Here is a 20,520-nt window from a genome sequence, read left to right on the forward strand (position 1 = left end):
CCCGCCCGCCCTCTTTCCTCCCGCCCGGCACGCGCCTGCCTGTCCCTGCTCGCCTGCGCGGCGGCACTGGCCTGCACGCCAGCCCTGGCCGCCCCTGCCGACATCGACCTGCCGGCCCAGCCGCTGTCCGACGCCATCAAGGCCCTGGCGCGCGCCACCGGCACCAGCATCGCGGCCGACAGCGCCCTGCTGGCAGGCAAGACCGCGCCCGCCGTCCAGGGCCGCCTGGAGCCGGCCGAGGCACTGCAGCGCCTGCTGGCCGGCAGCGGGCTGCAAGCCTCTGCCCAGCCCCAGGGCGGCTGGCTGCTGCGTCCCACCCCGGCGCGCCCGCAGACCGCGCTGGACGAAGTGCGGGTGACGGCCACGGCCCTGCGCGACGGCCGCACGGAAGGCACGGGCAGCTACCGGGCGCCCTATGCCAGCGCGGCCACCAAGATCGAGCTGACGGCGCGGGAGACGCCGCAGTCCGTGTCCGTGATCTCGCGCGCGCAGCTCGATGACCAGAACTTCGTGGAGCTCACCGAAGCCGCCAAGGTGGTGCCCGGCATCGTCGTGCGCCGGCAAAGCAGCACGGGCGGGCGCAGCGACATCCTCTCGCGCGGCTACCAGTCCTCCACCTACCAGTTGGACGGTCTCACCGTCAGCGGCAACCCGGCCACCCAGGAAACGCTGGACCTGGCCCTGTTCGACCGGGTCGAGGCCCTGCGCGGGCCGGCCGGGCTGTTCTCGGGCGCGGGCGAGCCCAGCGTCATGCTCAACCTGGTGCGCAAGCGCGCCCTGCCGGACTACCAGGGCCAGGGCGCCATCGGCCTGGGCTCGCGGGGCCGCAAGCGGGCCGAGGTGGATGTCACCGGCCCGCTGTCCGAAGATGGCCGCCTGCGTGGCCGGGTGGTGGCGCTGCACGAGAACTTCGGCAGCCCCGTGATGGCCATGGACGGCCACAAGCAGGCCCTGTACGGCACGGTGGAGCTGGACATCACTTCCCAGAGCACGGTCTCGGTGGGCGCCACCTGGCAGCGCGGCCGGGGCAACTACGACACCGGCCTGCCCGCCCACGCCGACGGCAGGCTGGCCCCCATTCCGCGCGACGTGGCCATTGCCGCCGATTGGGGCCGCGCCGCGCCCGAATCGCTGGCCGGCTTCATCGAGTCGGAGACGCGGCTCGACGGCGGCGGCCTGTTCAAGGTGGCCGCGCGCCGCGTGCTGCGCCAGCAGCGCGACAAGTACATCAACGGCTACTCGGCCGTCTCGGACACCGGCATCAGCCGCTTCACCCAGGCCCAGACCGTGGACCGCGACTACGCCGACACCACGGCCGACATCTACTACAGCACGCCCTGGCAATGGGCCGGGCAGACGCACCATTTCATCGCGGGCGCGGACTACCGCAGCTCCAACATGCACCTGCGCATGCTGCGCGGCGCCATGAACACGCCGGCCGACCTGTTCCACTACGACCCCTCCTCCATTCCCGAGCCCAGCTTCAAGCCCTTTGCCGACGACATCACGCGCACCAGCCTGCGCGGCGTCTACGGCCAGTTGCGCATCAAGCCCACGCAGGCCCTCACCCTGGTGGCGGGCGCGCGCAAGAGCTGGTGGAAGACAGAAACCTCGGATCGGCTGCAGAACACGCGCTCGGGCTACGAGGTCGATGGCCAGTTCACGCCCTTCGGCGCCGTGCTCTTCGATCTGAACGACAGCTGGACGCTCTACGCCAGCCAGTCGCGCATCTTCCAGCCGCAAAGCGGGCGCCTGGCCGGCGGCGGCCAGATCGCCCCGCGCGAGGGCCGGCAGGTGGAGGCCGGCATCAAGGGCAGCCTGCTGGACGGACGCCTGAGCGCCACCGCCGCCGTCTACCGCATGCAGGACACCAACCGCGCGCTGGCCGACCCTGGCGATGCCGCCTTCGTCATCCCCGCAGGCAAGGTGCGCTCCGAAGGCTTCGAGGCCGAAGTGGTCGGCTCGCTGTCGCCGCGCTGGGACGTGGCGGCCAGCTACGCCTACATGCGCTCCAAATACCTGCAGGGCACCGTCACGCAGACGGGCACCGACTTCAGCACCATGTCGCCGCGCCACAGCGTGAACCTGTGGGCGCGCTACCGCGTGGCCGGCCCCGTGGCCCAGGGGCTGGAGCTGGGCGCGGGCGTGCGCGCCGTCAGCGAGTTCTACGACACCCTGGGCACCGTGCGCTGGCGCGCGGGTGGCTACGGCGTCTGGTCCGTCTATGCCGCCTACCCGCTTACCCCCAAGGTCAAGCTGGCTGTGAACATCGACAACCTCTTCGACCGCGTCTACTGGGAGCGCGTGGGCACCGCCACGCGCAGCAACTACTACGGCCTGCCGCGCAGCATCATGGTCACGCTGCGCAGCAGTTTCTGACCCAGTCGCCAGAAGGCGTGCGCAGCACAAGGCTGCCGCGCCCCCTGCCTGCCGCGCAGGCATTCAACACATCGACACCATCGAATGATTTCTCACAAATAATTCAATAGATCCACACAATGCATGGATTTACGCTTGTGTCCATCGCCGGCAGCCGCCGCCAGCCAAGACACACGCCATTGCCATGCAAGACCGTTTCCTGATCGAGCGCATCGAGGCGCGGATCCTCGACATTCCCACCATCCGTCCGCACAAGCTGTCGTTCGGCTCCATCAGCCGGCAAAGCCCGGTGATCGTGCAGCTGTGGCTGCGCAATGGCGCCACGGGCTTTGGCGAGGCCGCCACCATCGGCGGCCCGTCGTGGAACGAGGAATCGCCCGAGAGCATCCACCACGCCATCACCAACCACCTGGCGCCCAGCCTGATCGGCCAGGACGGCGCGCGCTTCGAGGCCTGCCTCTCGCGCATGGACCTGGCCTGCAAGGGCAATGCCTTTGCCAAGAGCGCCGTCGAGATCGCGCTGATGGACGCCGTGGCCCGCAGCCTGCAGTTGCCGCTGTGGCAATTGCTGGGCGGCAAGCAGCGCGACAGCCTGCCCCTGGCCTGGACGCTGGCCAGCGGCGACATCGAGCGCGACCTGGCCGAGGCCCATCTGCGCCTGGAACAAAAGCGCCACCGCATCTTCAAGATGAAGATCGGCGCGCGCACGCCCGAGGCCGACGTGGCCCATGTGAGCGAGATCGCACGCGGCCTGCAGGGCCGCGCCACGCTGACCGTGGACGTCAACCAGGCCTGGGACGGCGCCACGGCGCGGCGCTTTCTGCCGCAGCTGATCGATGCCGGCGTGACCCTGATCGAGCAGCCCGTGGCCGGCTGGAACGTGCCCGCGCTGCGCGAGCTGACGGCCACGCTGCAGGGCGCGCTGGTCATGGCCGACGAGAGCGTGTGCACGCCCTACGACGCCATGCGCCTGGCGCGCGAGCAGGCCAGCCATGTGTTCTCGCTCAAGGTGGCCAAGCACGGCGGCCTGCTGCGCACGCGCAAGGTGGCAGCCATCGCCCAGGCGGCCGACATCGGCTGGTACGGCGGCACCATGCTGGAGACCTCGATCGGCTCGGCCGCCTCGGCCCATGTCTTTGCCACGCTGGGCGGGCAGCACTACAACTGCGAGCTGTTCGGCCCCCAGCTGCTGGTGGACGACATCGTCACCGAGCGCATGGCCATCCGCGACTTCGAGCTGCAACTGCCCGACGGGCCGGGCCTGGGCGTGGAGATCGACCTGCAGCAACTCGCGCGTTTCGACCGCGCGCTGGCCGACAGCCAGCCGCAGCACTTCGACATGGGGCAGGCCCGGACCGGGGCTGCGACCTGAATTCCTTTCATTCCTCCTGGAGACAAACATGCTTTATCTGGTCCGCATGGACGTGAAGATCCCCCACGACCTGCCCGCCGACGTGGCAGCCGAGATCAAGGCCCGCGAGAAGGCCTATTCCCAGCAACTGCAGCACGAAGGCCGCTGGCCCCACATCTGGCGCGTGGTGGGCGAGTACGCCAACTACAGCGTGTTCGACGTGGCCTCCAACGACGAGCTGCACGAGCTGCTGCAGGGCCTGCCGCTGTTCCCCTACATGGACATCCAGGTCACGCCGCTGGCCCGGCACCCCTCGGCCATCGCCTGAGCACAGCCCAAACCAAGACCAAATTTTTCGGAGACAACTGAAGTGAATGTGAAACGCCGTTTTCTGACCGCCGCAGCCGCAGGCCTGTGCCTGTCCGCCGTGATGCCCGCCGCCCATGCGCAGGCACCCGAGGCCAACTGGCCCAGCAAGCCCATCCGCTGGATCGTGCCCTTCCCGCCGGGCGGCGCCATGGACGCCATTGCGCGCACCCTGGGCGAGAAGGCCGGCCGCACGCTGGGCCAGCCCTTCGTGATCGAGAACCGTCCCGGCGCCGGCGGCAACATCGGCGCCGACTTCGTGGCCAAGCAGCCCGGCGACGGCTACACGCTGATGATCACCTCCATCGGCATGGCCACCAACAAGCCGCTGTACCGCAAGCTCAGCTACGACCCGATCAAGGACTTCGCCCCCGTGGGCGTGCTGGCCGTGGTGCCCAACATCCTGGTCACCAACTCCACCCAGCCCAACGTCAAGAGCGTGGCCGACGTGGTGGCCGCCGCCAAGGCCTCGCCCGGCAAGCTGACCTATGCCTCGGCCGGCAACGGCACCTCCATCCACCTGGCGGGCGAAGTGTTCAACTCGCTGGCCGGCGTGGACATCCTGCACATCCCCTACAAGGGATCGGGCCCGGCCGTCTCCGACCTGCTGGGCGGACAGGTCAACTACATGTTCGACTCCATCACCTCGGCGCGCCCGCACATCCAGTCGGGCAAGCTGCGCGCCCTGGCCGTGACCACGGCCAAGCGCTCGTCCAGCATGCCCGACGTGCCCACCATGGAAGAGGCCGGCATCAAGGGCTACGAGGTCTCGCCCTGGTTCGCCGTCTTCATGCCCGCCAGCACGCCGCCGGCCATCGTCAAGAAGCTCAACCAGGTGTTCGTGGCCGAGATGAAGCAGCCCGACGTGCTCGAACGCTTCAAGGCCATCGGCGCCGAAGTCGTGGGCTCCACGCCCGAGGAGGCGGCCAAGCACCTGCAGGCCGAGTCCGTGCGCTGGACCAAGGTGATCACGGAGCGCAACATCAGCATGGACTGAGCGCTTCTCTTTTCCAGGACATCCCATAAAACCACGAGGAGACAAACATGTCCGAACTGTCCCAGGACCAGCTGCTGAATCTGGTCAACAGCAAGCAGATCGCCCCTGGCAGCGACCGCGTGCGGGCGCTGACCCAGCGCATCGTCAGCGATCTGTTCCACACCATCGACGAGATGGATGTCACGCCCGACGAGTTCTGGGCCGCCGTGGACTGGCTGGGCCGCCTTGGGAGCAGCGGCCAGCTGGGCCTGATCACGGCAGGCCTGGGCTTCGACCGGCTGCTGGACATCCGCAGCGACGAGGCCGATGCGCGTGCCGGCCGTGCGGGCGGCACGCCGCGCGCCATCGAAGGCCCGCTGTTCGTGGCCGGTGCACCGCTGTCGCAAGCCGAAGTGCGCCTGGACGAAGGCGAGCCCCAGGGCGAGGTCTTCGTGATGGAAGGACGGGTGCTGGATCTTGACGGCCGGCCTTTGCCGCATGCGCTCATCGATGTCTGGCATGCCAATGTCCAGGGCGGCTACTCGCACTTCTTCCCGGGCATGAAGCCCTACGAGCTGCGCCGCCGCATAGAAACCGACGACCAGGGCCGCTACCGCTTTCGCAGCTATGTGCCGCCCGGCTACTCCATACCGCCGAACAGCCCCACCTCGGAACTGTTCGACGCGCTGGGACGCCACGGCCATCGTCCCGCCCACATCCACTTTCTCGTGGTTGCATCCGGCATGCGCACGCTGACCACCCAGGTCAACCTGCCCGGCGATACCTACCTGGACGACGACTTCGCCTTCGCCACGCGTGACGGCCTGATCGTCGAGCTGGAGCGCGGCGTGGCGCCGGCCGGCTATGAGTCGCTGGGCGTGAACGCGCCTTTCGTCCGCACGCGCTTCGACTTCGTGCTGCAGCCCGCAGTCAGCGAAGGCGAGTCCTTGCCGCTGACACGCATGGAGCGCGTGCGCGCCTGAGGCTCCGCCACCTTCCGGTGCCTTCCGGCCTGCCATTTTTTCGATTCTTCCGTTCCACAGCAGGCCGCCCCTTGGAGTGCGGCCTGCTTCACCGTACCCGCTTCCCACACCATGTCCAGCCTGCATCGCATCGCCGCAACCCTGCTGACCGCCACCGTGGCCCTCGTGCCCGCCCTGGGACACGCCCAGGCTCCGGCAGCCTTTCCTTCCAAGCCGGTGAACATCGTCGTGCCCTACGCGGCCGGCGGCCCCGTGGACAACCTGGCACGCGCGCTGGCCACGCGCCTGAACAAGGTCTGGTCGCAACCCGTGGTCATCCTCAACCGCACAGGCGCCAACGAGATCATCGGGGCCGAGTACGTGGCCAAGAGCGCACCCGACGGCTACACGCTGTTCGCCGCGACCGAAGCGTCGCTGACCATGAACCCGCACCTGTACAGGAAGCTTCCCTACAACCCGCAAAAGGACTTCGCCCCCATCTCCCGCCTGATCAGCGTGCCCATGGTCTTCTTCGTGCCCCAGAGCTCCAAGGCCGGCACGCTGCAGGAGTTCATCGCTCAGGCACGCCAGGCAGGCAAGACCAAACCGCTGACCTATGGCTCATCGGGCGCGGGCGGCATCGTGCACCTGCCGCTGGCCATGTTCGCCAAGCAGGAAGGGCTGGAGATGGTGCACGTGCCCTACAAGGGCGCCGCACCGCTGATCCCCGAAGTCATCGCCGGCCAGATCGACGCAGCGGTGCTGGGCGTGTCGGTGATCGAGCAGCACATCAAGTCGGGCAAGCTCAAGGCCCTGGCAGTGTCCTCGGAGACACGCAGCATCGCCCTGCCGGATGTGCCCACCTTCAAGGAAGCGGGCGTGCGCGACATCCAGGCTGTCTTCAACATCGGCCTGCTGGCACCGGCTGGAACGCCGGCGCCCCTGGTGGAGAAGATCGCCGCCGATGTGCGCCGCGTGCTGCTGGAGCCCGAATTCCGCAAGACCCAGGTGGACGCGTTCTCTTACGTGGCCGTGGCCTCCAGCCCCGCCGAATACCGCGACTTCCTGGCGCGCGACTACCAGGTGCAGGGCGAGCGCGTGCGCACCTCGGGCGCCTCGCTGGATTGAACCGGACGGAGTCCGTTCAGCTCTGGACTGCGGTGCGCTTGGCAACCACCTGCACCGCAGCCGCAGGCCTGCGCCCCCAGTTCATCAGCGCCGTGCCGGCCACGGCCATGCCGCCGCCCAGCACGATGCTGGCATCGATGCTCTCGCCCAGCCACAGCGCCGACAGCGCCACACCGATCACGGGCACCAGCGTGATGTAGCCCGAGGCCGCACCCGCACCCAGCGCCTTGACGCCGTCGAAGTACCAGGCATAGGCAAGCGCCGTGGCGCCGAAGGCCAGGAAGGCCAGCGCGCTCCAGGCGGTTGCGTTGCCAAGCACGGCAGCCTGCAGGCCTGCCGGCCCCTCGACCACCAGGCTGGCCACCAGCAGCATGGCCGCGCCCATGGTCGAGGTCACGGCCGTGGCCGACAGCGCATCCACGCCCGTGAGCAGCCAGCGGCCGATCAGGGTGTAGCTCACCCAGCAGACCACGCAGCCCAGGATCAGCAGCTCTCCGGCGCCCACCGATCCCTGCAGCAGCGCCAGCGGCTGGCCATGCGAGATCACCACCACGGCGCCGCAGGCCGCCAGCGCCATGCCCAGGGCAATGGTGCGGTTGAGCCGCTCGCCGAACAGCCAGACCGCCAGCGCCAGCGTGAGCACGGGGTTGAGCGTGATCACCAGGGCCGCCTTGCCGGCCGGCACATGCTGCAGCCCCATGAGGAAAAAGGCCGCATAGCCGAACACGCCCGTGGCGCCAGCGGCCGCCATGCCCAGCCAGCGTTTGGCGCTCCAGTGCCTGAGACCGGCCATGCCGCCGGCCCAGTACAGCCAGGGCAGCAGCACGGCGGCGGCCAGCAGGAAGCGCAGGCTGGCGGCTGCCAGCGGCGGCATGTTCTGTGCCACCACGCGGCCCGCAGGCCAGGAAGCGCCCCACAGCAGGGCCATGCCGACAAGCCGCAGGTGGGGACCGAAGAAGCGTTGAAAATTCATGGCGCGTACTATGTGCTCATATCGATTCATAGACAAATGAGCGAATGCTCATGACCTGGACACCGTGATCCCATGACCTTCACCCAGCTCGAAGTGTTCGCGGCGCTGGCCCGCGCCGGCAGTTTCTCGCGCGCAGCCGCGCTGCTGGGCATTACCCAGAGCGCCGTCAGCCATGCCCTGCGCGCGCTGGAAGGCGAGCTGCAGGTGCAGTTGGTGCGGCGCGAAGGCCCCCACTCCCCACTGACCGACGCAGGCACGCGGCTGCTGCAGCGCGCCAACGACATCCTCCAGCAAAAGGAGGCCTTGCGGCAGGAGGCCGATGCCGAACGCGGCATGGCGCGCGGCACGCTGCGCGTGGCCTCGTTCGGCGCCACCTCTTCGCTGCGTCTGCTGCCACCGCTGATCACCGAATACCGGCGCCGCCAGCCCGCCGTGCTGGTGCAGATCGACGAGCAAAACGACGACACCGTGGTCAAGTGGCTGCTGGAGCGGCGGGTGGAGATCGGCTTCGTCGTGCTGCCCGATGAGCGCTTCGAGACCGTGCCCCTGGTGGAAGACGAACTGGTGGCGCTGCTGCCCGCATCGCACCGGCTGGCGGCCCAGCGCAGCATCCGCGCCGCCGACCTGCAGGGCGAGGCCTTTGTGCGCACCTCGGCCGGGTCGGGCGCGCACATCGACCGCTTCCTGGCCGAGGCCGGCGCCCAGCCTGCGGCCATCTACCACTTCGAGCAGATGTCCTCCATGCAGGGCTTCGTGGCCCAGGGCCACGCCATTGCCATTGCCGCGCGCCTGGCCGTGCCCGAGCAGGCGCCCGAAGGCATGGTCTACCGCAGCCTCGCGCCCCGCCAGCGCCGCGTCACCGGCCTGGCCGTGCGCAGCATGGAACGGCTGTCACCGGCCGCTGCCGGCTTTGTGGAGCTGGCGCGGGAGATGGCGAAGAAGAAGCGGTTTGGCTAAGCCTGCGCCGCCGACGGCAAGGTCAGCGGATGCAGCACCAGCGCCTCGCGCACGATGGGCTTGAGCGCCTGCGCCTCGTCGGGGCTGGCCAGCACGCGGGCCAGTTCGGCGCGCATGCGGGGCTCCCAGAATTTGCGGATGTGTTCGGCAATGCCCTGCAGGGCCTCGTCGCGCTCGGGCATGGCCTCGAAGAACTCGCCGATGCGGTTGGCCATGCGGACCAGGTTCGCGCTGTCCATCACTTGCCTCCCGCCACGGCCATGCTGCCGGCCTGCGCGGCTTGCAACAGGCCGATCTGCTCTTCATGCATGCGCGCAAAGCCGCGCTGCCAGTCGGACGGCTGGGCGTGCTGGGGGACGGGCAGCACCTGCACGGCCGTGACCTTGTATTCGGGGCAGTTGGTGGCCCAGTCGGAGCTGTCGGTGGTGATGACGTTGGCGCCCGATTCGGGAAAGTGGAAGGTGGTGTAGACCACGCCGGGCTGTATGCGCTCGGTGACGGTGGCGCGCAGCACGGTCTCGCCCGCGCGGCTGGCGATGCCGACCCAGTCTCCGTCGCGTATGCCGCGGTCCTCGGCGTCATGCGGATGGATTTCCAGCCGGTCCTCGCTGTGCCAGTGGCTGTTGTGCGTGCGCCGGGTCTGGGCACCCACGTTGTATTGCGACAGGATGCGGCCCGTGGTCAGCAGCAGCGGAAAGCGCTGGGTGACCTTCTCGTCGGTGGCCACGTACTGGGTGATGATGAAGCGGCCCTTGCCGCGCACGAAGCGATCCCTGTGCATGATGGAAGTGCCGGCCTCTTCGGTGCTGTCATTGCAGGGCCATTGCACGCTGCCCAGCCGGTCGATCTTGTCGTAGTTCACGCCCGCAAAGCTGGGCGTGAGCGCGGCGATCTCGGCCATGATCTCGCTCGGGTGCGTGTAGTGCATGGCATAGCCCAGCGCATTGGCCAGCAGCTGGGTGACCTCCCAATCGGCATAGCCGGCCAGCGGCGCCATGACCTTGCGCACGCGCGAGATGCGGCGCTCGGCATTGGTGAAGGTGCCATCCTTTTCGAGGAAGGAAGCGCCTGGCAGGAAGACATGGGCGTACTTGGCGGTTTCGTTGAGGAAGATGTCCTGCACCACCACGCATTCCATGGCCGAGAGCGCGGCCGTCACATGCTGGGTGTTGGGGTCGGACTGCACGATGTCCTCGCCCTCGCAGTACAGGCCCATGAAGCTGCCGGCCAGGGCCGCCTCGAACATGTTGGGAATGCGCAGCCCGGGCTCGGGGCTGAGCGCCACGCCCCAGGCGTCCTCGAACTCGGCGCGCACCGTGCTGTCCGAGATGTGGCGGTAGCCGGGCAGCTCATGCGGGAAGGAACCCATGTCGCAGGAGCCCTGCACATTGTTCTGGCCACGCAGCGGGTTCACGCCCACGCCTTCGCGGCCCACGTTGCCCGTGGCCATGGCCAGGTTGGCAATGCCCATGACCATGGTCGAGCCCTGCGCATGCTCGGTCACGCCCAGGCCGTAGTAGATGGCCGCGTTGACGGGAGTGCCCGCCGCGTGGTCCTCGGCACCCAGCGCATACAGGCGCGCGGCGCCGCGCACGAGTTCGGGAGCGACCCCGGTGACCTCGGCCATGGCCTCGGGCGAGTTCTCGGGCCGGGCCACGAATTCCTTCCACTGCGCGAAGGACTTGGCATCGCAGCGCTCGGCGATGTAGTCCTCGGCCAGCCAGCCTTCGGTGACGATGACATGGGCCAGCGAGGTGATCATGGCCACGTTGGTGCCGGGCCGCAGTTGCAGGTGGTAGTCGGCGCGGATGTGGGGCGACTTGACGAGCTCGATCTCGCGCGGGTCGATGACGATGAGCTTGGCGCCCGCACGCCGGCCGTCGCCGCGCAGGCGCTTTTTCATGCGCGAGCCGAACACCGGGTGCGCGGCCGTGGGGTTGGCGCCGATGACCATGACCACGTCCGTGTGCTCGATGGACTTGAAGGTCTGCGTGCCGGCCGAGGTGCCATAGGTCTGGCCCAGGCCATAGCCCGTGGGCGAATGGCACACGCGCGCGCAGGTATCGACGTTGTTGTTGCCGAAGGCCGTGCGCACCAGCTTTTGCACCAGGTAGGCCTCTTCGTTGGTGCAGCGCGAGGAGGTGATGCCGCCAATGGAATCCTTGCCGTGCTTCGCCTGGATGCGGCGGAACTCGCTTGCCGTGTGGGCAATGGCCTCTTCCCAGCTGACCTCGCGCCAGGGGTCGGTGATCTTCGCGCGGACCATGGGCCGGGTGATGCGGTCCTTGTGCGTGGCATAGCCCCAGGCAAAGCGGCCCTTGACGCAGGCATGGCCCTCGTTGGCCTGGCCGTCCTTCCAGGGCACCATGCGCACGACCTGCTCGCCCTTCATCTCGGCCTTGAAGCCGCAACCCACGCCGCAGTAGGCGCAGGTGGTGATGGCGCTGTGCCCGGCCTGGCCCAGCTCGGTCACGGTCTTTTCCTGCAGCGTGGCCGTGGGGCAGGCCTGCACGCAGGCGCCGCAGCTGACGCAGTCGCTCTCCATGAAGCTGCCGCCCTGCCCCGCCGTGACGCGCGATTCGAACCCCCGGCCCGAGATGGTCAGCGCAAAGGTGCCCTGCGTCTCCTCGCAGGCGCGCACGCAGCGGTTGCAGACGATGCACTTGCTGGGGTCGTAGCTGAAGTACGGGTTGGAGTCATCGACCTCGGCGCGCGCCTGGCCCTTGAAATGGTTGGCGCCGTCGAAGCCGTAGCGCACCTCGCGCAGGCCCACGGTGCCGGCCATGTCCTGCAGTTCGCAGTCGCCGTTGGCGCTGCAGGTCAGGCAGTCCAGCGGATGGTCGGAGATGTACAGCTCCATCACGCCACGGCGCAGCTCCTGCAGTTGCGGGCTTTGCGTGCGCACCTTCATGCCCGGCTCGGCCGGCGTGGTGCACGAGGCCGGAAAGCCCTTGCGGCCTTCAATCTGCACCAGGCACAGGCGGCAGGAGCCGAAGGGCTCCAGGCTGTCGGTGGCGCACAGCTTGGGCACGCTGACGCCGCCTTCCATGGCCGCGCGCATCAGCGAGGTGCCCTCGGGAACGCAGACCTCGCGGCCGTCGATCTCCAGGGTGATCAGGCGTTCGGACGGGCTGGCGGGCGTGCCCCAGTCGGCTTGCTTCAAATGGTCGAGCATGGTGTTCTCCGTTCAGGCAGCCGCTGCGGCCGTGGTGGACTCGATGCCGAAGTCCTGGGGGTAGTGGTTCAGCGCAGAGCGCACGGGATACGGCGTCATCCCGCCCATGGCGCACATGGAGCCATGCTGCATGGTGTCGCACAGGTTCTCCAGCAGGGCCACCTGGCCGGCGTGGGCGGCAGGGTCGGTGCCGGCGCGCACGATGCGGTCGATGACCTCCACGCCGCGCGTGGAGCCGATGCGGCAGGGTGTGCACTTGCCGCAGGACTCGATGGCGCAGAACTCCATGGCATAGCGCGCCAGCTGCGCCATGTCGGCCGTGTCGTCGTGCACGACGATGCCGCCGTGCCCCACCACGTTGCCCTTGGCGGCATAGGCCTCGTAGTCCAGCGGCACATCCCAGTCGGCTGGCGCCACATAGCTGCCCAGCGGGCCGCCCACCTGCACGGCCTTGACGGTGCGGCCGGTGGCCGTGCCGCCGCCAAAGTCTTCCACCAGTTCGCGCAGGCTCAGGCCGAAGGCCTTTTCCACCAGGCCGCCGCGCGCGATGTTGCCGGCCAGCTGAAACGGCAGGGTGCCGCGCGAGCGGCCCATGCCGAAGCCCTGGTAGAAGGCCGCGCCGCGCGCCAGGATCAGCGGCACCGTGGCCAGCGTGATCACGTTGTTGATCACCGTGGGCCGGCCCCACAGCCCCTCGATGGCCGGCAGCGGCGGCTTGGCGCGCACAATGCCGCGCCGGCCCTCGATGCTCTCCAGCATGGCCGTTTCCTCGCCGCAGACATAGCTGCCCGCGCCCTTGCGCACCTCCATGTGGAAGGCCCGCCCGCTGCCGGCCACGTCGCGGCCCAGCCAGCCTGCGGCCTCGGCGCGCGCAATGGCTTCGCGCAGGGTGGCGATGGCATGCGGATACTCGCTGCGCACATAGACCAGGCCCTGCGTGGCGCCCACGGCCAGGCCCGCGATGGCCATGCCTTCGATCAGCGTGTAGGGATCGCCCTCCATCAGCAGCCGGTCGGCGAAGGTGCCCGAGTCGCCCTCGTCGGCGTTGCAGGCAATGTACTTTTGCGGCCCCGCTGCGGCGGCCACGGTCTTCCACTTGATGCCGGCCGGAAACGCCGCACCGCCACGGCCGCGCAGGCCCGAATCCAGCACCTCCTGCACGATGGCCGCGGGCTCCATGCGCGCCGCGCGCTCCAGCCCCTGCCAACCGCCATGGGCCGCATAGTCGGACAGGTTCAGCGGATCGATGACGCCCACGCGCGCAAAGGTCAGGCGCTCCTGGCGCGCCAGGTAGGCAATGGCCTCGGTCAGTCCATGGCACAGCGCATGGCTGCCGCCCTGCAGCATTCCGGCATCGATCAGGCCCGGCACCGCATCGGCCGTGACCGGGCCGTAGGCCACGCGGCCTTCGGGCGTCTCGACCTCCACCAGGGTCTCCAGCCACAGCAGGCCGCGCGAGCCGTTGCGCACGATCTGCACCTGAAGGCCGCGCGCCGCGCACTCGCGCTGCAGGGCGCCGGCCACGGCGTCAGCGCCCACGGCCAGCGCGGCGGCATCGCGGGGCACGTAGACGCGCACGCCGGAGCCTGCCCCTGCCCCTGTCCCTGCATGCGCAGGCTGCGCCACCGGCTCGCCGGCCTGCTCCGGCTGGCGGCATTGCGCGATGAGTGCATCCAGTCCGTTGGCCGAGACATGCGCATGGGGCTGGCCATCGAGCATCACGGCAGGCGATGACGCGCACAGGCCCAGGCAGTAGACCGGCTCCAGCGTGACGGCGCCATCGGCACTGGTTGCATGCCCATGCCCGTGCCCACTCGATCCGCAGCCCAGCGCCTGGCCTGCGTGGGCCAGCAGCGCATCCGCACCGCTCGACTGGCAGGCCTCGGCGCGGCAGACCTGCAGCACATGGCGGCCCGCTGGCGTGCTGCGGAAATGGGGGTAGTAGGAGATGACGCCATGCACCTCGGCACGCGAGAGGTTCAGCGCATCGGCGATGCGCGGCACGGCGGCTTCGGGGATATGGCCCAGCATGTCCTGCACGGCGTGCAGCAACTCGATCAGGGGGCCGGGGCGCCGGGCGTGGACGGCAATGGCGTGCTCGACGGCCTCGCGCTCATGGGCGCCGAGTGCGCTGCCGGCAACAGCGGCATTGAGGACGGCGATAGGAATGATCTTCCCTTGTGTGGCTGGCATGGGTGTCCCTGCTGGCTTTCGTTGTGGGGAGCGGCGCGGTCCGGTCCGCTGGCGCTTTGTCTCTCATGCCATTTCAAGGCCTGCCGGGCAAGCCGTCAAATTCAAACGGATGATTGCGCCATTCAATCGGCAAATGAGCCGCCGGGCAGTGCTGCGCCTGCTGCCCCAGGTCTTGCGGATGCCGCAGCCAGCGCGGGTTTGCGCCACTTGGCAAATGCGCCCGGCTTGTCGCAAATCACACGGTATTTGGTGTGAATTTTGATAAGCTCACGCGCACCATGAACCACCCGCCATCAGCCATGACGCCACAGGATGGCTATCATTTTTCAGACCAGATCGGCCACCTGCTGCGGCGTGTCTATCAGCGCCACACTGCACTCTTCCAGCAATACATTCCCGACTCGCAGCTCACGGCCGCGCAATTCGTGGTGCTGTGCTCCGTGCGCGACAACAGCGGCAGCTCGCTGGCCGACATCGTCAAGGCCACCGTGATCGACCAGGCCACCATCCGCGGCGTGGTGGACCGGCTCAAGCAGCGCGAACTGGTGCAGGTGGACCATGACCGCATCGACCGCCGCAAGGTCGTCATCAACCTCACCGAGGCCGGCCAGGACCTGGTGCGCGACATGGAGCCCTTCGCCAAGCAGATCACCGAAAGCACCTACGGCAAGCTCAATCCGGCCGAGCGCCTGGCGCTGGATTTTCTGCTCAAGAAGATGCTGGAAAGTGGCGAGGCCGACTGAGCCGTTGCAGCCTCCCCAAAAAAACAAAGGCCAGAAGGAAAAATCCTTCTGGCCTTTTTGCTGAGCCGACCTTTCAGTCAGCTCAGGCCGTCATCAATCCAGCGCCCGGTTGCGCGATTCCACATCCACGGCCCAGATCGACAGGGCGCCGCCCACCAGCATGGCGGACAGCACGGCCAGGGCCAGGGTGAAGTGGGTGGCCATGATGGGCGCAATGATGGCCGGGGCGAACAGGCCGCCGAAGCGCGCCACGGCGCCGGCCATGCCCATGCCGCTGGCACGCAGGTCGGTGGGGTAGACCTCGGGGGTGAAGGCATACAGCGCGCCCCAGGTGCCCAGCAGCGAGAAGCTCATCAGCAGGGTGGAGCCGATGACCACGAAGGGCGACGAGCCCAGGCTGTAGAACATGCAGCCGACGGCGCTGAGCAGCAAAAAGCCGATCAGCGTGGGCTTGCGGCCCCAGCGCTCCACGCCATAGGCCGACAGTGCGAAGCCGGGCAGTTGCACCAGGGCCAGCACCACCAGGAAGACCTGGCCGCGCATGAAGGCGAAGCCCTCGCTGCTGAGCTTGACGGGCAGGTAGACGAAGACACCGTAGTAGGCGATGGAGATCAGCGCCCAGGCCAGGAACAGCGAGAGGCTGCGGCGGCGCAGGTCGCCGTTGAACAGCGCGAGGATGGATTTGCGCTCCTGCTTTTCAGGCTGCAGGGCGGGGATTTCCGCGGTGGTGCCGTTGACCTTGGCCACCCGCTGCAGCACTTTGCGCGCCTCTTCGGACTTGCCGTTGCGGTTGAGGAACATGGGCGACTCGGGGATGTAGAAGCGCAGCACCACGCCGATCAGCGCCGGCAGTCCGGTCACGAAGAAGATCACGCGCCAGGCATCGTCACCCCAGGACACGGCCACCAGCGCCAGGATGGCCAGGAAGATGGTGCCCACGGCCCAGAACGATTCCAGCAGCACCAGCCAGCGGCCGCGGCGGTCGCTGGGCAGGAACTCGGCCATCATGGTGTAGTCCACGGGCAGCGTGCCGCCCACGCCGATGCCGGTGATGAAGCGCAGCACCAGCAGCCAGGCGAACTCGGGCGCAAAGGCCGAGGCCACGCCCGCAAAGGCGTCGATCACCACGGCCATCATCAGCACCGGGCGACGCCCGATGCGGTCGGCCAGGCGGCCGAAGACGAAGGCGCCGATCAGCATGCCGATGAAGAAGAAGGTGCCGGTCTGCAGCGCCTCGGGCACGGTCTTGCCGAAGGTCTTGGCAATGGACGGCGCGCTGAAGCCGATGGACAGCACCTGCATGGCATCGGCCAGCCAGACCAGCCCGAAGATGACGAACAGCCGATATTGGAACTTGCCGACACCCGCTGTCTGGATGCCTTTTTCCACCGAAATGTATGTAGATGACATGCAGGGACTCCTTTTCTAGCCATCGCAATTGTTGAATCTGTCTTTTCCCAGGCAAGGCCGTTCAGCTTGTGTTGCCGTCTCCTGCCGTGCCTTCCACCCTTCACACATCCGGAGCGAACCGCTCCCTCGGCGCCATCTCCATGGCCCGATGAAAAATTTCCGGATGTCGGTCTCTGCATCCGGGCGATGGGCGCATTGCGGACAGGCTGCACATCGACAGCGCCGTCCGTTGTTGCCCATCACCCGTCCCCAGCATCAGATGTCAGGACCCAGACCCTGGAGAGATTCCAGGGCAAGGTGTCCATATCCGCGGCATCGCCCATGCCGCCGCCCATTGCTGCCCATTGCCGCCCTCAGTGCGCATGCGCCTGTGCCTGCATGCGCAGCCGGTTAATCGTCTTCGTGTCGTCTGGCCAAGCTTTTTCCTCCGGTGCAAATCGTTCGCGCAAATATCCGAGCAGGTCCGCGATCTGCCTGTCATCCAGGCTGTCCCCGAAGCCGGGCATGTAGCCCAGCGCATCGTCGGCCGGCGCCTGTATGCCGTTCAGGATCACCTGGACCAGGTTGTCGGGGCTGGCCGCATGCAGGTTGGTGTTCAGGGCCAGCTGCGGCTTGACGCCGAACAATGTGGGACCGCTGCCCGCCTCATGGCAGACCGCGCAGGCGTTCTGGTAGATGCGCTCGCCATTGGCGTGGTGGTCCAGGGCCCTGGCATGTTGTGCGACCGCAGGCGCCGCCGCCTGCACGGCGGCCGGCGCCGGTGGCGGCATGGCCGGGGCGGCCTGGGCGGCCTGTGGGGCCTGGCCCGGCAGTTCCATCAGATAGGTGGCCATGGCGCGCACATCGGCTTCGGGCAACTGGGCCAGGCCGTGGATGACGGGCGCCATGGGGCCGGCTGCCACGCCGTGGCGGGCCGAGAAGCCGGTGCGCAGGTACTGGTACAGCTCTTCGCGGCTCCAGGGCAGCTTGCCCCCGGCCAGTTGATTGAGCGCGGGCGCCGTCCAGCCTTCGGCCTCGCCGCCGCCCAGGTAGTGGATGCCGGTCTTTTCCGCACCCAGCGCATTGCGGGGCGAGTGGCAGGCCGCGCAGTGGCCCGCGCCTTCGACCAGGTAGGCGCCCCGGTTCCATTCGGCGCTGCGCGCAGGGTCGGCCTTGAAGGGCGTGGCGTCGTGGAACAGCAGGTTCCAGCCCGCCATGGCCTGGCGCAGGTTGTAGGGGAAGGCCAGCTGCGTCTCGGGCGCCTTGGCCTTCACGGCGGGCTGGGACATCAGGTAGCCGTAGAGGGCCTGCAGGTCGCCATCGCTGAGCTTGGCGAAGGCCGTGTACGGGAAGGCCGGATACAGCTGGCGCCCGTCCTGGTGGATGCCGTGGCGCATGGCGCGCTCGAAGGCCGCGTAGGACCAGCGGCCGATGCCGGTTTCGTTGTCGGGCGTGATGTTGGTGGAGTAGATGGTGCCGAACGGCGTCTCCAGCCCGAAGCCGCCGGCATTGGCCGCGCCGCCCGGGGCCGTGTGGCAAACCACGCAGTCGCCCGCAGCCGCCACCAGGCGGCCGCGCTCCAGGGCCTGCGGCGAGTACACGGAAACATCGGGTCCGTCGGTCAGCGGCAGGGCTGGCTTCAGCGGCCAGGCCATGGCCGCCATGCCGGCAAGGCCTGCGGCGCCTGCGGCCAGCCAGCCCCAGCCACGGCCGGCCCGCGCCGCACCGGGCTTGCCGGCGCCCTCGCCCGCCAGGGCCAGGCGCAGTTGCTCTGGCTGGAAGGGCACTTCGCGCAGGCGCACGCCTGTCGCATGGTGAATGGCGTTGGCAATGGCGGCGGCGGCGGGCAGCGTGGCCACGCCGTCGAGCGCCAGATCGCCGTGGCGGATGACCGCGACATCGCCGGGCGCATGCTGCGCCAGGTCGGAGCCGGGCTTGGCGATCACGTCGAAAGAAGCAGCGGAAGCTGTGGACCCTGCCCAGTCGTCAAAAGCCGGGGCCGCGCCCAGCAGCCGGCGCGCGTCGGCCAGCAATTGCGGGTCCTGCTGGACGATCTCGGGCCGCGTGCTGGCGGCCTGCGCCGCTTGCAGGCTGCGGCTGTCATGGCCGGCCACGACGCGGGTCACTTCGATCTCGCCCGTTTGCGGGTGCACGGCCACCTCGGCCACCCAGGCGCTCCAGGCATGGAGATCGGCGCCCTGCGCATCCAGGGTCTGCAGCTGGGCGGTGGCAAAGCCCCGGCCCAGCAGGCGGCCGTCGGCGCCCTGGTGGGATGGTGCCTGCTGCGATGCCTGCGCACGCTCGGCCACCTGCCGGGCCAGATCGCGCACCGGGCCTTCGGGCAGGTGCTGCAGCCGCCATTGCAGCGGATCACGGCCCTGGTCCAGCGCCTGCTCATGCCAGTGGCTTTCGCGGGCAAAGACCTGGGCGGCATTCAGATCATCGACGCCGGCATGCCGCAGGCTGGCGGCCAGCCTGCGTTCATGCACTTCGCCGGCATCGAGCACGGTGGCCAGGGCCGCGGCGCGCGCCAGCTCGGGCTGGCTCAGCAGGCGCGCCATGCTGGGGCGCACGGCCCAGGGCGTGTCGGACAGCAGCAGGTCTGGCTGCGGCGATGCATTGCCCGGTTGAGGCTGCACCACCGTGTCGGCTTCAAGCCCTTGCGAAGGCTGCGCATCCACGCGCAGCACCAGCTCCCGGCTGTCTGCGCTGCCCGCAGCAGTCCAGGCCTCGCAGGTCACGCTGACAGGCCGGCCCACGGCCTGGGACAGCAGGGCCGCATCGGCCGCTGCGTCCATGAGATCCATCACATGCGGGGTGCCGGCCGCCGTGGCCGGCAGGCTGAACAGCCGCAGCGCGGACTCGGGGCATTGCAGCAATGCGGCCAGTTCACGGCCGATCATCTGCCGCGCATCGGCGTCGCAGGGCGGTAGCCAGACGCTGGCATGGCCGTCCAGGCACCACACGGCTGCGCGTGCGGCACCCTCGCAAGAAACGGGCGCCGCCATGCGCCAGACATAGCGGCCGGCATCGGGCAGGTCGGCCTTGTCAGCCTTGTCGGCTCTGTCGGCAGCACGGGGGGCGCTGGCGGCCCTGGCTTCCTGCCGGTCGTCCCAGGCAGGGGCCAGGCTGGCAGCGGCCTGCCGGGCATGGACAGGCGCCACGGCCACCACGCCCAGAAAATGCCCGCGCTGCACCGCAGCCACCACGCCGGCCATGGCCTGGGCGTCCTGCAGCCGTGCATGCAGGGGCACGCTGCCCCGGTAGCGCAGACCGTCCCAGGCCGCGACGGGCGGGCGCAGCGCCAGGCCGTGCAGCAGGTCGGAAGGCAGGGCGGGGGTGTGGCCGGCCGGGCTCATGGCTGGACCTCGCCCGCGCTGGAAGATGGAAAACCGGAGGGCGCCTGCAGCGCGGCGCGTTGCGCACGCAGCTGCACGGCGCGCAGGGCGGCCTGCATGATTTCCACATGCGTGCCGCAGCGGCACAGGTTGTGGTGCAGCTCGTTGCGCAGCTCCTGCTCGGTGGGATTGGGGTTGCGGCGCAGCAGGGCCTCCACGGTCATGATCATGCCGTTGAGGCAGTAGCCGCACTGGGCCGCCTGGCAGTCGATGAAGGCCTGCTGCGTGGGGCCGGGGCACTGGCGCGAGCCCAGGCCTTCCAGCGTGGTGACCTCGCGGCCCACGGCCGCCCGCACGGGGATCACGCAGGAACGCGCGGCCACGCCATCGATCAGCACCGTGCAGGCGCCGCATTCGCCCAGGCCGCAGCCGTACTTGGGCCCGTTCAGCTCCAGGTCATTGCGCAGCACATGCAGCAGCGCCGTCCCGGGCGCTGCCGGCACCTCGCATGCGCGTGCATTGACCTGCAGGCGGATGGGGCTGGGTGTACTGCTTGGATGGACTGGGGTTCCCATGGGACGAGGCTCTTG

15 protein-coding genes are annotated in these 20,520 nt (G+C 68.9%); 8 read left to right on the top strand and 7 right to left on the bottom strand.

The window, feature by feature from the left end; translation table 11 throughout:
- From BW39_RS24390 to BW39_RS24365, 6 genes are all read left to right on the top strand, one after another.
- Window positions 1-2,379 (top strand): TonB-dependent siderophore receptor (locus tag BW39_RS24390; RefSeq protein ID WP_043824554.1); only part of this gene is annotated, 2,379 nt, incomplete at its 5' end.
- A gap of 184 nt (window positions 2,380-2,563) precedes the next feature.
- Window positions 2,564-3,751, top strand: coding sequence for a muconate cycloisomerase family protein (locus BW39_RS24385; RefSeq protein ID WP_043824557.1), 1,188 nt, complete (start codon window positions 2,564-2,566; stop codon window positions 3,749-3,751).
- A gap of 28 nt (window positions 3,752-3,779) precedes the next feature.
- Complete coding sequence (catC, locus tag BW39_RS24380; RefSeq protein WP_034390814.1) at window positions 3,780-4,058, top strand: muconolactone Delta-isomerase; 279 nt, start codon at window positions 3,780-3,782, stop codon at window positions 4,056-4,058.
- A 42-nt stretch (window positions 4,059-4,100) separates the two neighbouring features.
- Window positions 4,101-5,093 carry a Bug family tripartite tricarboxylate transporter substrate binding protein gene (locus tag BW39_RS24375; RefSeq protein ID WP_012203793.1) on the top strand — a complete coding sequence of 331 codons (993 nt, stop codon included), beginning with the start codon at window positions 4,101-4,103 and terminating at the stop codon, window positions 5,091-5,093.
- Between the two features lie 47 nt (window positions 5,094-5,140).
- The gene (locus BW39_RS24370) at window positions 5,141-6,055 is read left to right on the top strand and encodes a dioxygenase family protein (protein ID WP_043824560.1); all 915 of its coding nucleotides are present in this window, start codon (window positions 5,141-5,143) and stop codon (window positions 6,053-6,055) included.
- A gap of 111 nt (window positions 6,056-6,166) precedes the next feature.
- Entirely contained in the window at window positions 6,167-7,162 is a 996-nt protein-coding gene (locus BW39_RS24365) for a Bug family tripartite tricarboxylate transporter substrate binding protein (RefSeq protein WP_012203791.1), read from the top strand.
- Window positions 7,163-7,178: 16 nt separating this feature from the next.
- Here the strand turns inward: BW39_RS24365 and BW39_RS24360 are convergent, their stop codons facing one another.
- Window positions 7,179-8,135 (bottom strand): DMT family transporter, encoded by a 957-nt coding sequence (locus tag BW39_RS24360; RefSeq protein ID WP_043824562.1) that lies wholly within the window; start codon window positions 8,133-8,135, stop codon window positions 7,179-7,181.
- Between the two features lie 72 nt (window positions 8,136-8,207).
- Here BW39_RS24360 and BW39_RS24355 point away from each other — a divergent pair, with 72 nt between their 5' ends.
- Complete coding sequence (locus BW39_RS24355) at window positions 8,208-9,092, top strand: LysR family transcriptional regulator (protein WP_043824565.1); 885 nt, start codon at window positions 8,208-8,210, stop codon at window positions 9,090-9,092.
- Here BW39_RS24355 and BW39_RS24350 read toward each other — a convergent pair.
- Genes BW39_RS24350 through BW39_RS24340 form a run of 3 tightly spaced genes read right to left on the bottom strand, consistent with a single transcriptional unit; the run spans window position 9,089 to window position 14,460 of the window.
- Entirely contained in the window at window positions 9,089-9,331 is a 243-nt protein-coding gene (locus BW39_RS24350) for a formate dehydrogenase subunit delta (RefSeq protein ID WP_013803888.1), read from the bottom strand. The genes BW39_RS24355 and BW39_RS24350 overlap by 4 nt on opposite strands.
- Window positions 9,331-12,267: a formate dehydrogenase subunit alpha gene (gene fdhF, locus BW39_RS24345; RefSeq protein WP_043824567.1), complete on the bottom strand. Its 2,937-nt coding sequence runs from the start codon at window positions 12,265-12,267 to the stop codon at window positions 9,331-9,333. The genes BW39_RS24350 and fdhF overlap by 1 nt, the downstream gene beginning before the upstream one ends.
- Window positions 12,268-12,279: 12 nt before the next feature.
- Window positions 12,280-14,460, bottom strand: a complete 2,181-nt coding sequence (locus BW39_RS24340) for a formate dehydrogenase subunit gamma (RefSeq protein WP_043824569.1) — start codon at window positions 14,458-14,460, stop codon at window positions 12,280-12,282.
- Between the two features lie 299 nt (window positions 14,461-14,759).
- Here BW39_RS24340 and BW39_RS24335 point away from each other — a divergent pair, with 299 nt between their 5' ends.
- Entirely contained in the window at window positions 14,760-15,203 is a 444-nt protein-coding gene (locus tag BW39_RS24335; RefSeq protein ID WP_200871543.1) for a MarR family winged helix-turn-helix transcriptional regulator, read from the top strand.
- A gap of 93 nt (window positions 15,204-15,296) precedes the next feature.
- Here the strand turns inward: BW39_RS24335 and BW39_RS24330 are convergent, their stop codons facing one another.
- The 3 genes from BW39_RS24330 to BW39_RS24320 all read right to left on the bottom strand — a co-directional run bounded on the left by BW39_RS24330 (window position 15,297) and on the right by BW39_RS24320 (window position 20,505).
- Complete coding sequence (locus BW39_RS24330; RefSeq protein ID WP_012203781.1) at window positions 15,297-16,613, bottom strand: MFS transporter; 1,317 nt, start codon at window positions 16,611-16,613, stop codon at window positions 15,297-15,299.
- Window positions 16,614-16,966: 353 nt separating this feature from the next.
- Window positions 16,967-19,951 carry a cytochrome c gene (locus BW39_RS24325; protein ID WP_043824573.1) on the bottom strand — a complete coding sequence of 995 codons (2,985 nt, stop codon included), beginning with the start codon at window positions 19,949-19,951 and terminating at the stop codon, window positions 16,967-16,969.
- Window positions 19,948-20,505, bottom strand: a complete 558-nt coding sequence (locus tag BW39_RS24320) for a (2Fe-2S)-binding protein (RefSeq protein WP_012203779.1) — start codon at window positions 20,503-20,505, stop codon at window positions 19,948-19,950. The genes BW39_RS24325 and BW39_RS24320 overlap by 4 nt, the downstream gene beginning before the upstream one ends.
- Between the last annotated feature and the right edge of the window lie 15 nt (window positions 20,506-20,520).

Source organism: Delftia sp. RIT313 (assembly GCF_000632165.1).
Lineage (GTDB): Bacteria > Pseudomonadota > Gammaproteobacteria > Burkholderiales > Burkholderiaceae_C > Comamonas > Comamonas acidovorans.

What these genes read in the sequence shown, in the direction of transcription:
- catC (WP_034390814.1), top strand. Translation starts at nt 3,780, where the DNA reads ATGCTTTATCTGGTCCGCATGGACGTGAAGATCCCCCACGACCTGCCC.
- BW39_RS24330 (WP_012203781.1), bottom strand. Translation starts at nt 16,613, where the DNA reads ATGTCATCTACATACATTTCGGTGGAAAAAGGCATCCAGACAGCGGGT.
- fdhF (WP_043824567.1), bottom strand. Translation starts at nt 12,267, where the DNA reads ATGCTCGACCATTTGAAGCAAGCCGACTGGGGCACGCCCGCCAGCCCG.
- BW39_RS24340 (WP_043824569.1), bottom strand. Translation starts at nt 14,460, where the DNA reads ATGCCAGCCACACAAGGGAAGATCATTCCTATCGCCGTCCTCAATGCC.
- BW39_RS24370 (WP_043824560.1), top strand. Translation starts at nt 5,141, where the DNA reads ATGTCCGAACTGTCCCAGGACCAGCTGCTGAATCTGGTCAACAGCAAG.
- BW39_RS24365 (WP_012203791.1), top strand. Translation starts at nt 6,167, where the DNA reads ATGTCCAGCCTGCATCGCATCGCCGCAACCCTGCTGACCGCCACCGTG.
- BW39_RS24325 (WP_043824573.1), bottom strand. Translation starts at nt 19,951, where the DNA reads ATGAGCCCGGCCGGCCACACCCCCGCCCTGCCTTCCGACCTGCTGCAC.
- BW39_RS24320 (WP_012203779.1), bottom strand. Translation starts at nt 20,505, where the DNA reads ATGGGAACCCCAGTCCATCCAAGCAGTACACCCAGCCCCATCCGCCTG.
- BW39_RS24350 (WP_013803888.1), bottom strand. Translation starts at nt 9,331, where the DNA reads ATGGACAGCGCGAACCTGGTCCGCATGGCCAACCGCATCGGCGAGTTC.
- BW39_RS24360 (WP_043824562.1), bottom strand. Translation starts at nt 8,135, where the DNA reads ATGAATTTTCAACGCTTCTTCGGTCCCCACCTGCGGCTTGTCGGCATG.
- BW39_RS24335 (WP_200871543.1), top strand. Translation starts at nt 14,760, where the DNA reads ATGACGCCACAGGATGGCTATCATTTTTCAGACCAGATCGGCCACCTG.
- BW39_RS24355 (WP_043824565.1), top strand. Translation starts at nt 8,208, where the DNA reads ATGACCTTCACCCAGCTCGAAGTGTTCGCGGCGCTGGCCCGCGCCGGC.
- BW39_RS24385 (WP_043824557.1), top strand. Translation starts at nt 2,564, where the DNA reads ATGCAAGACCGTTTCCTGATCGAGCGCATCGAGGCGCGGATCCTCGAC.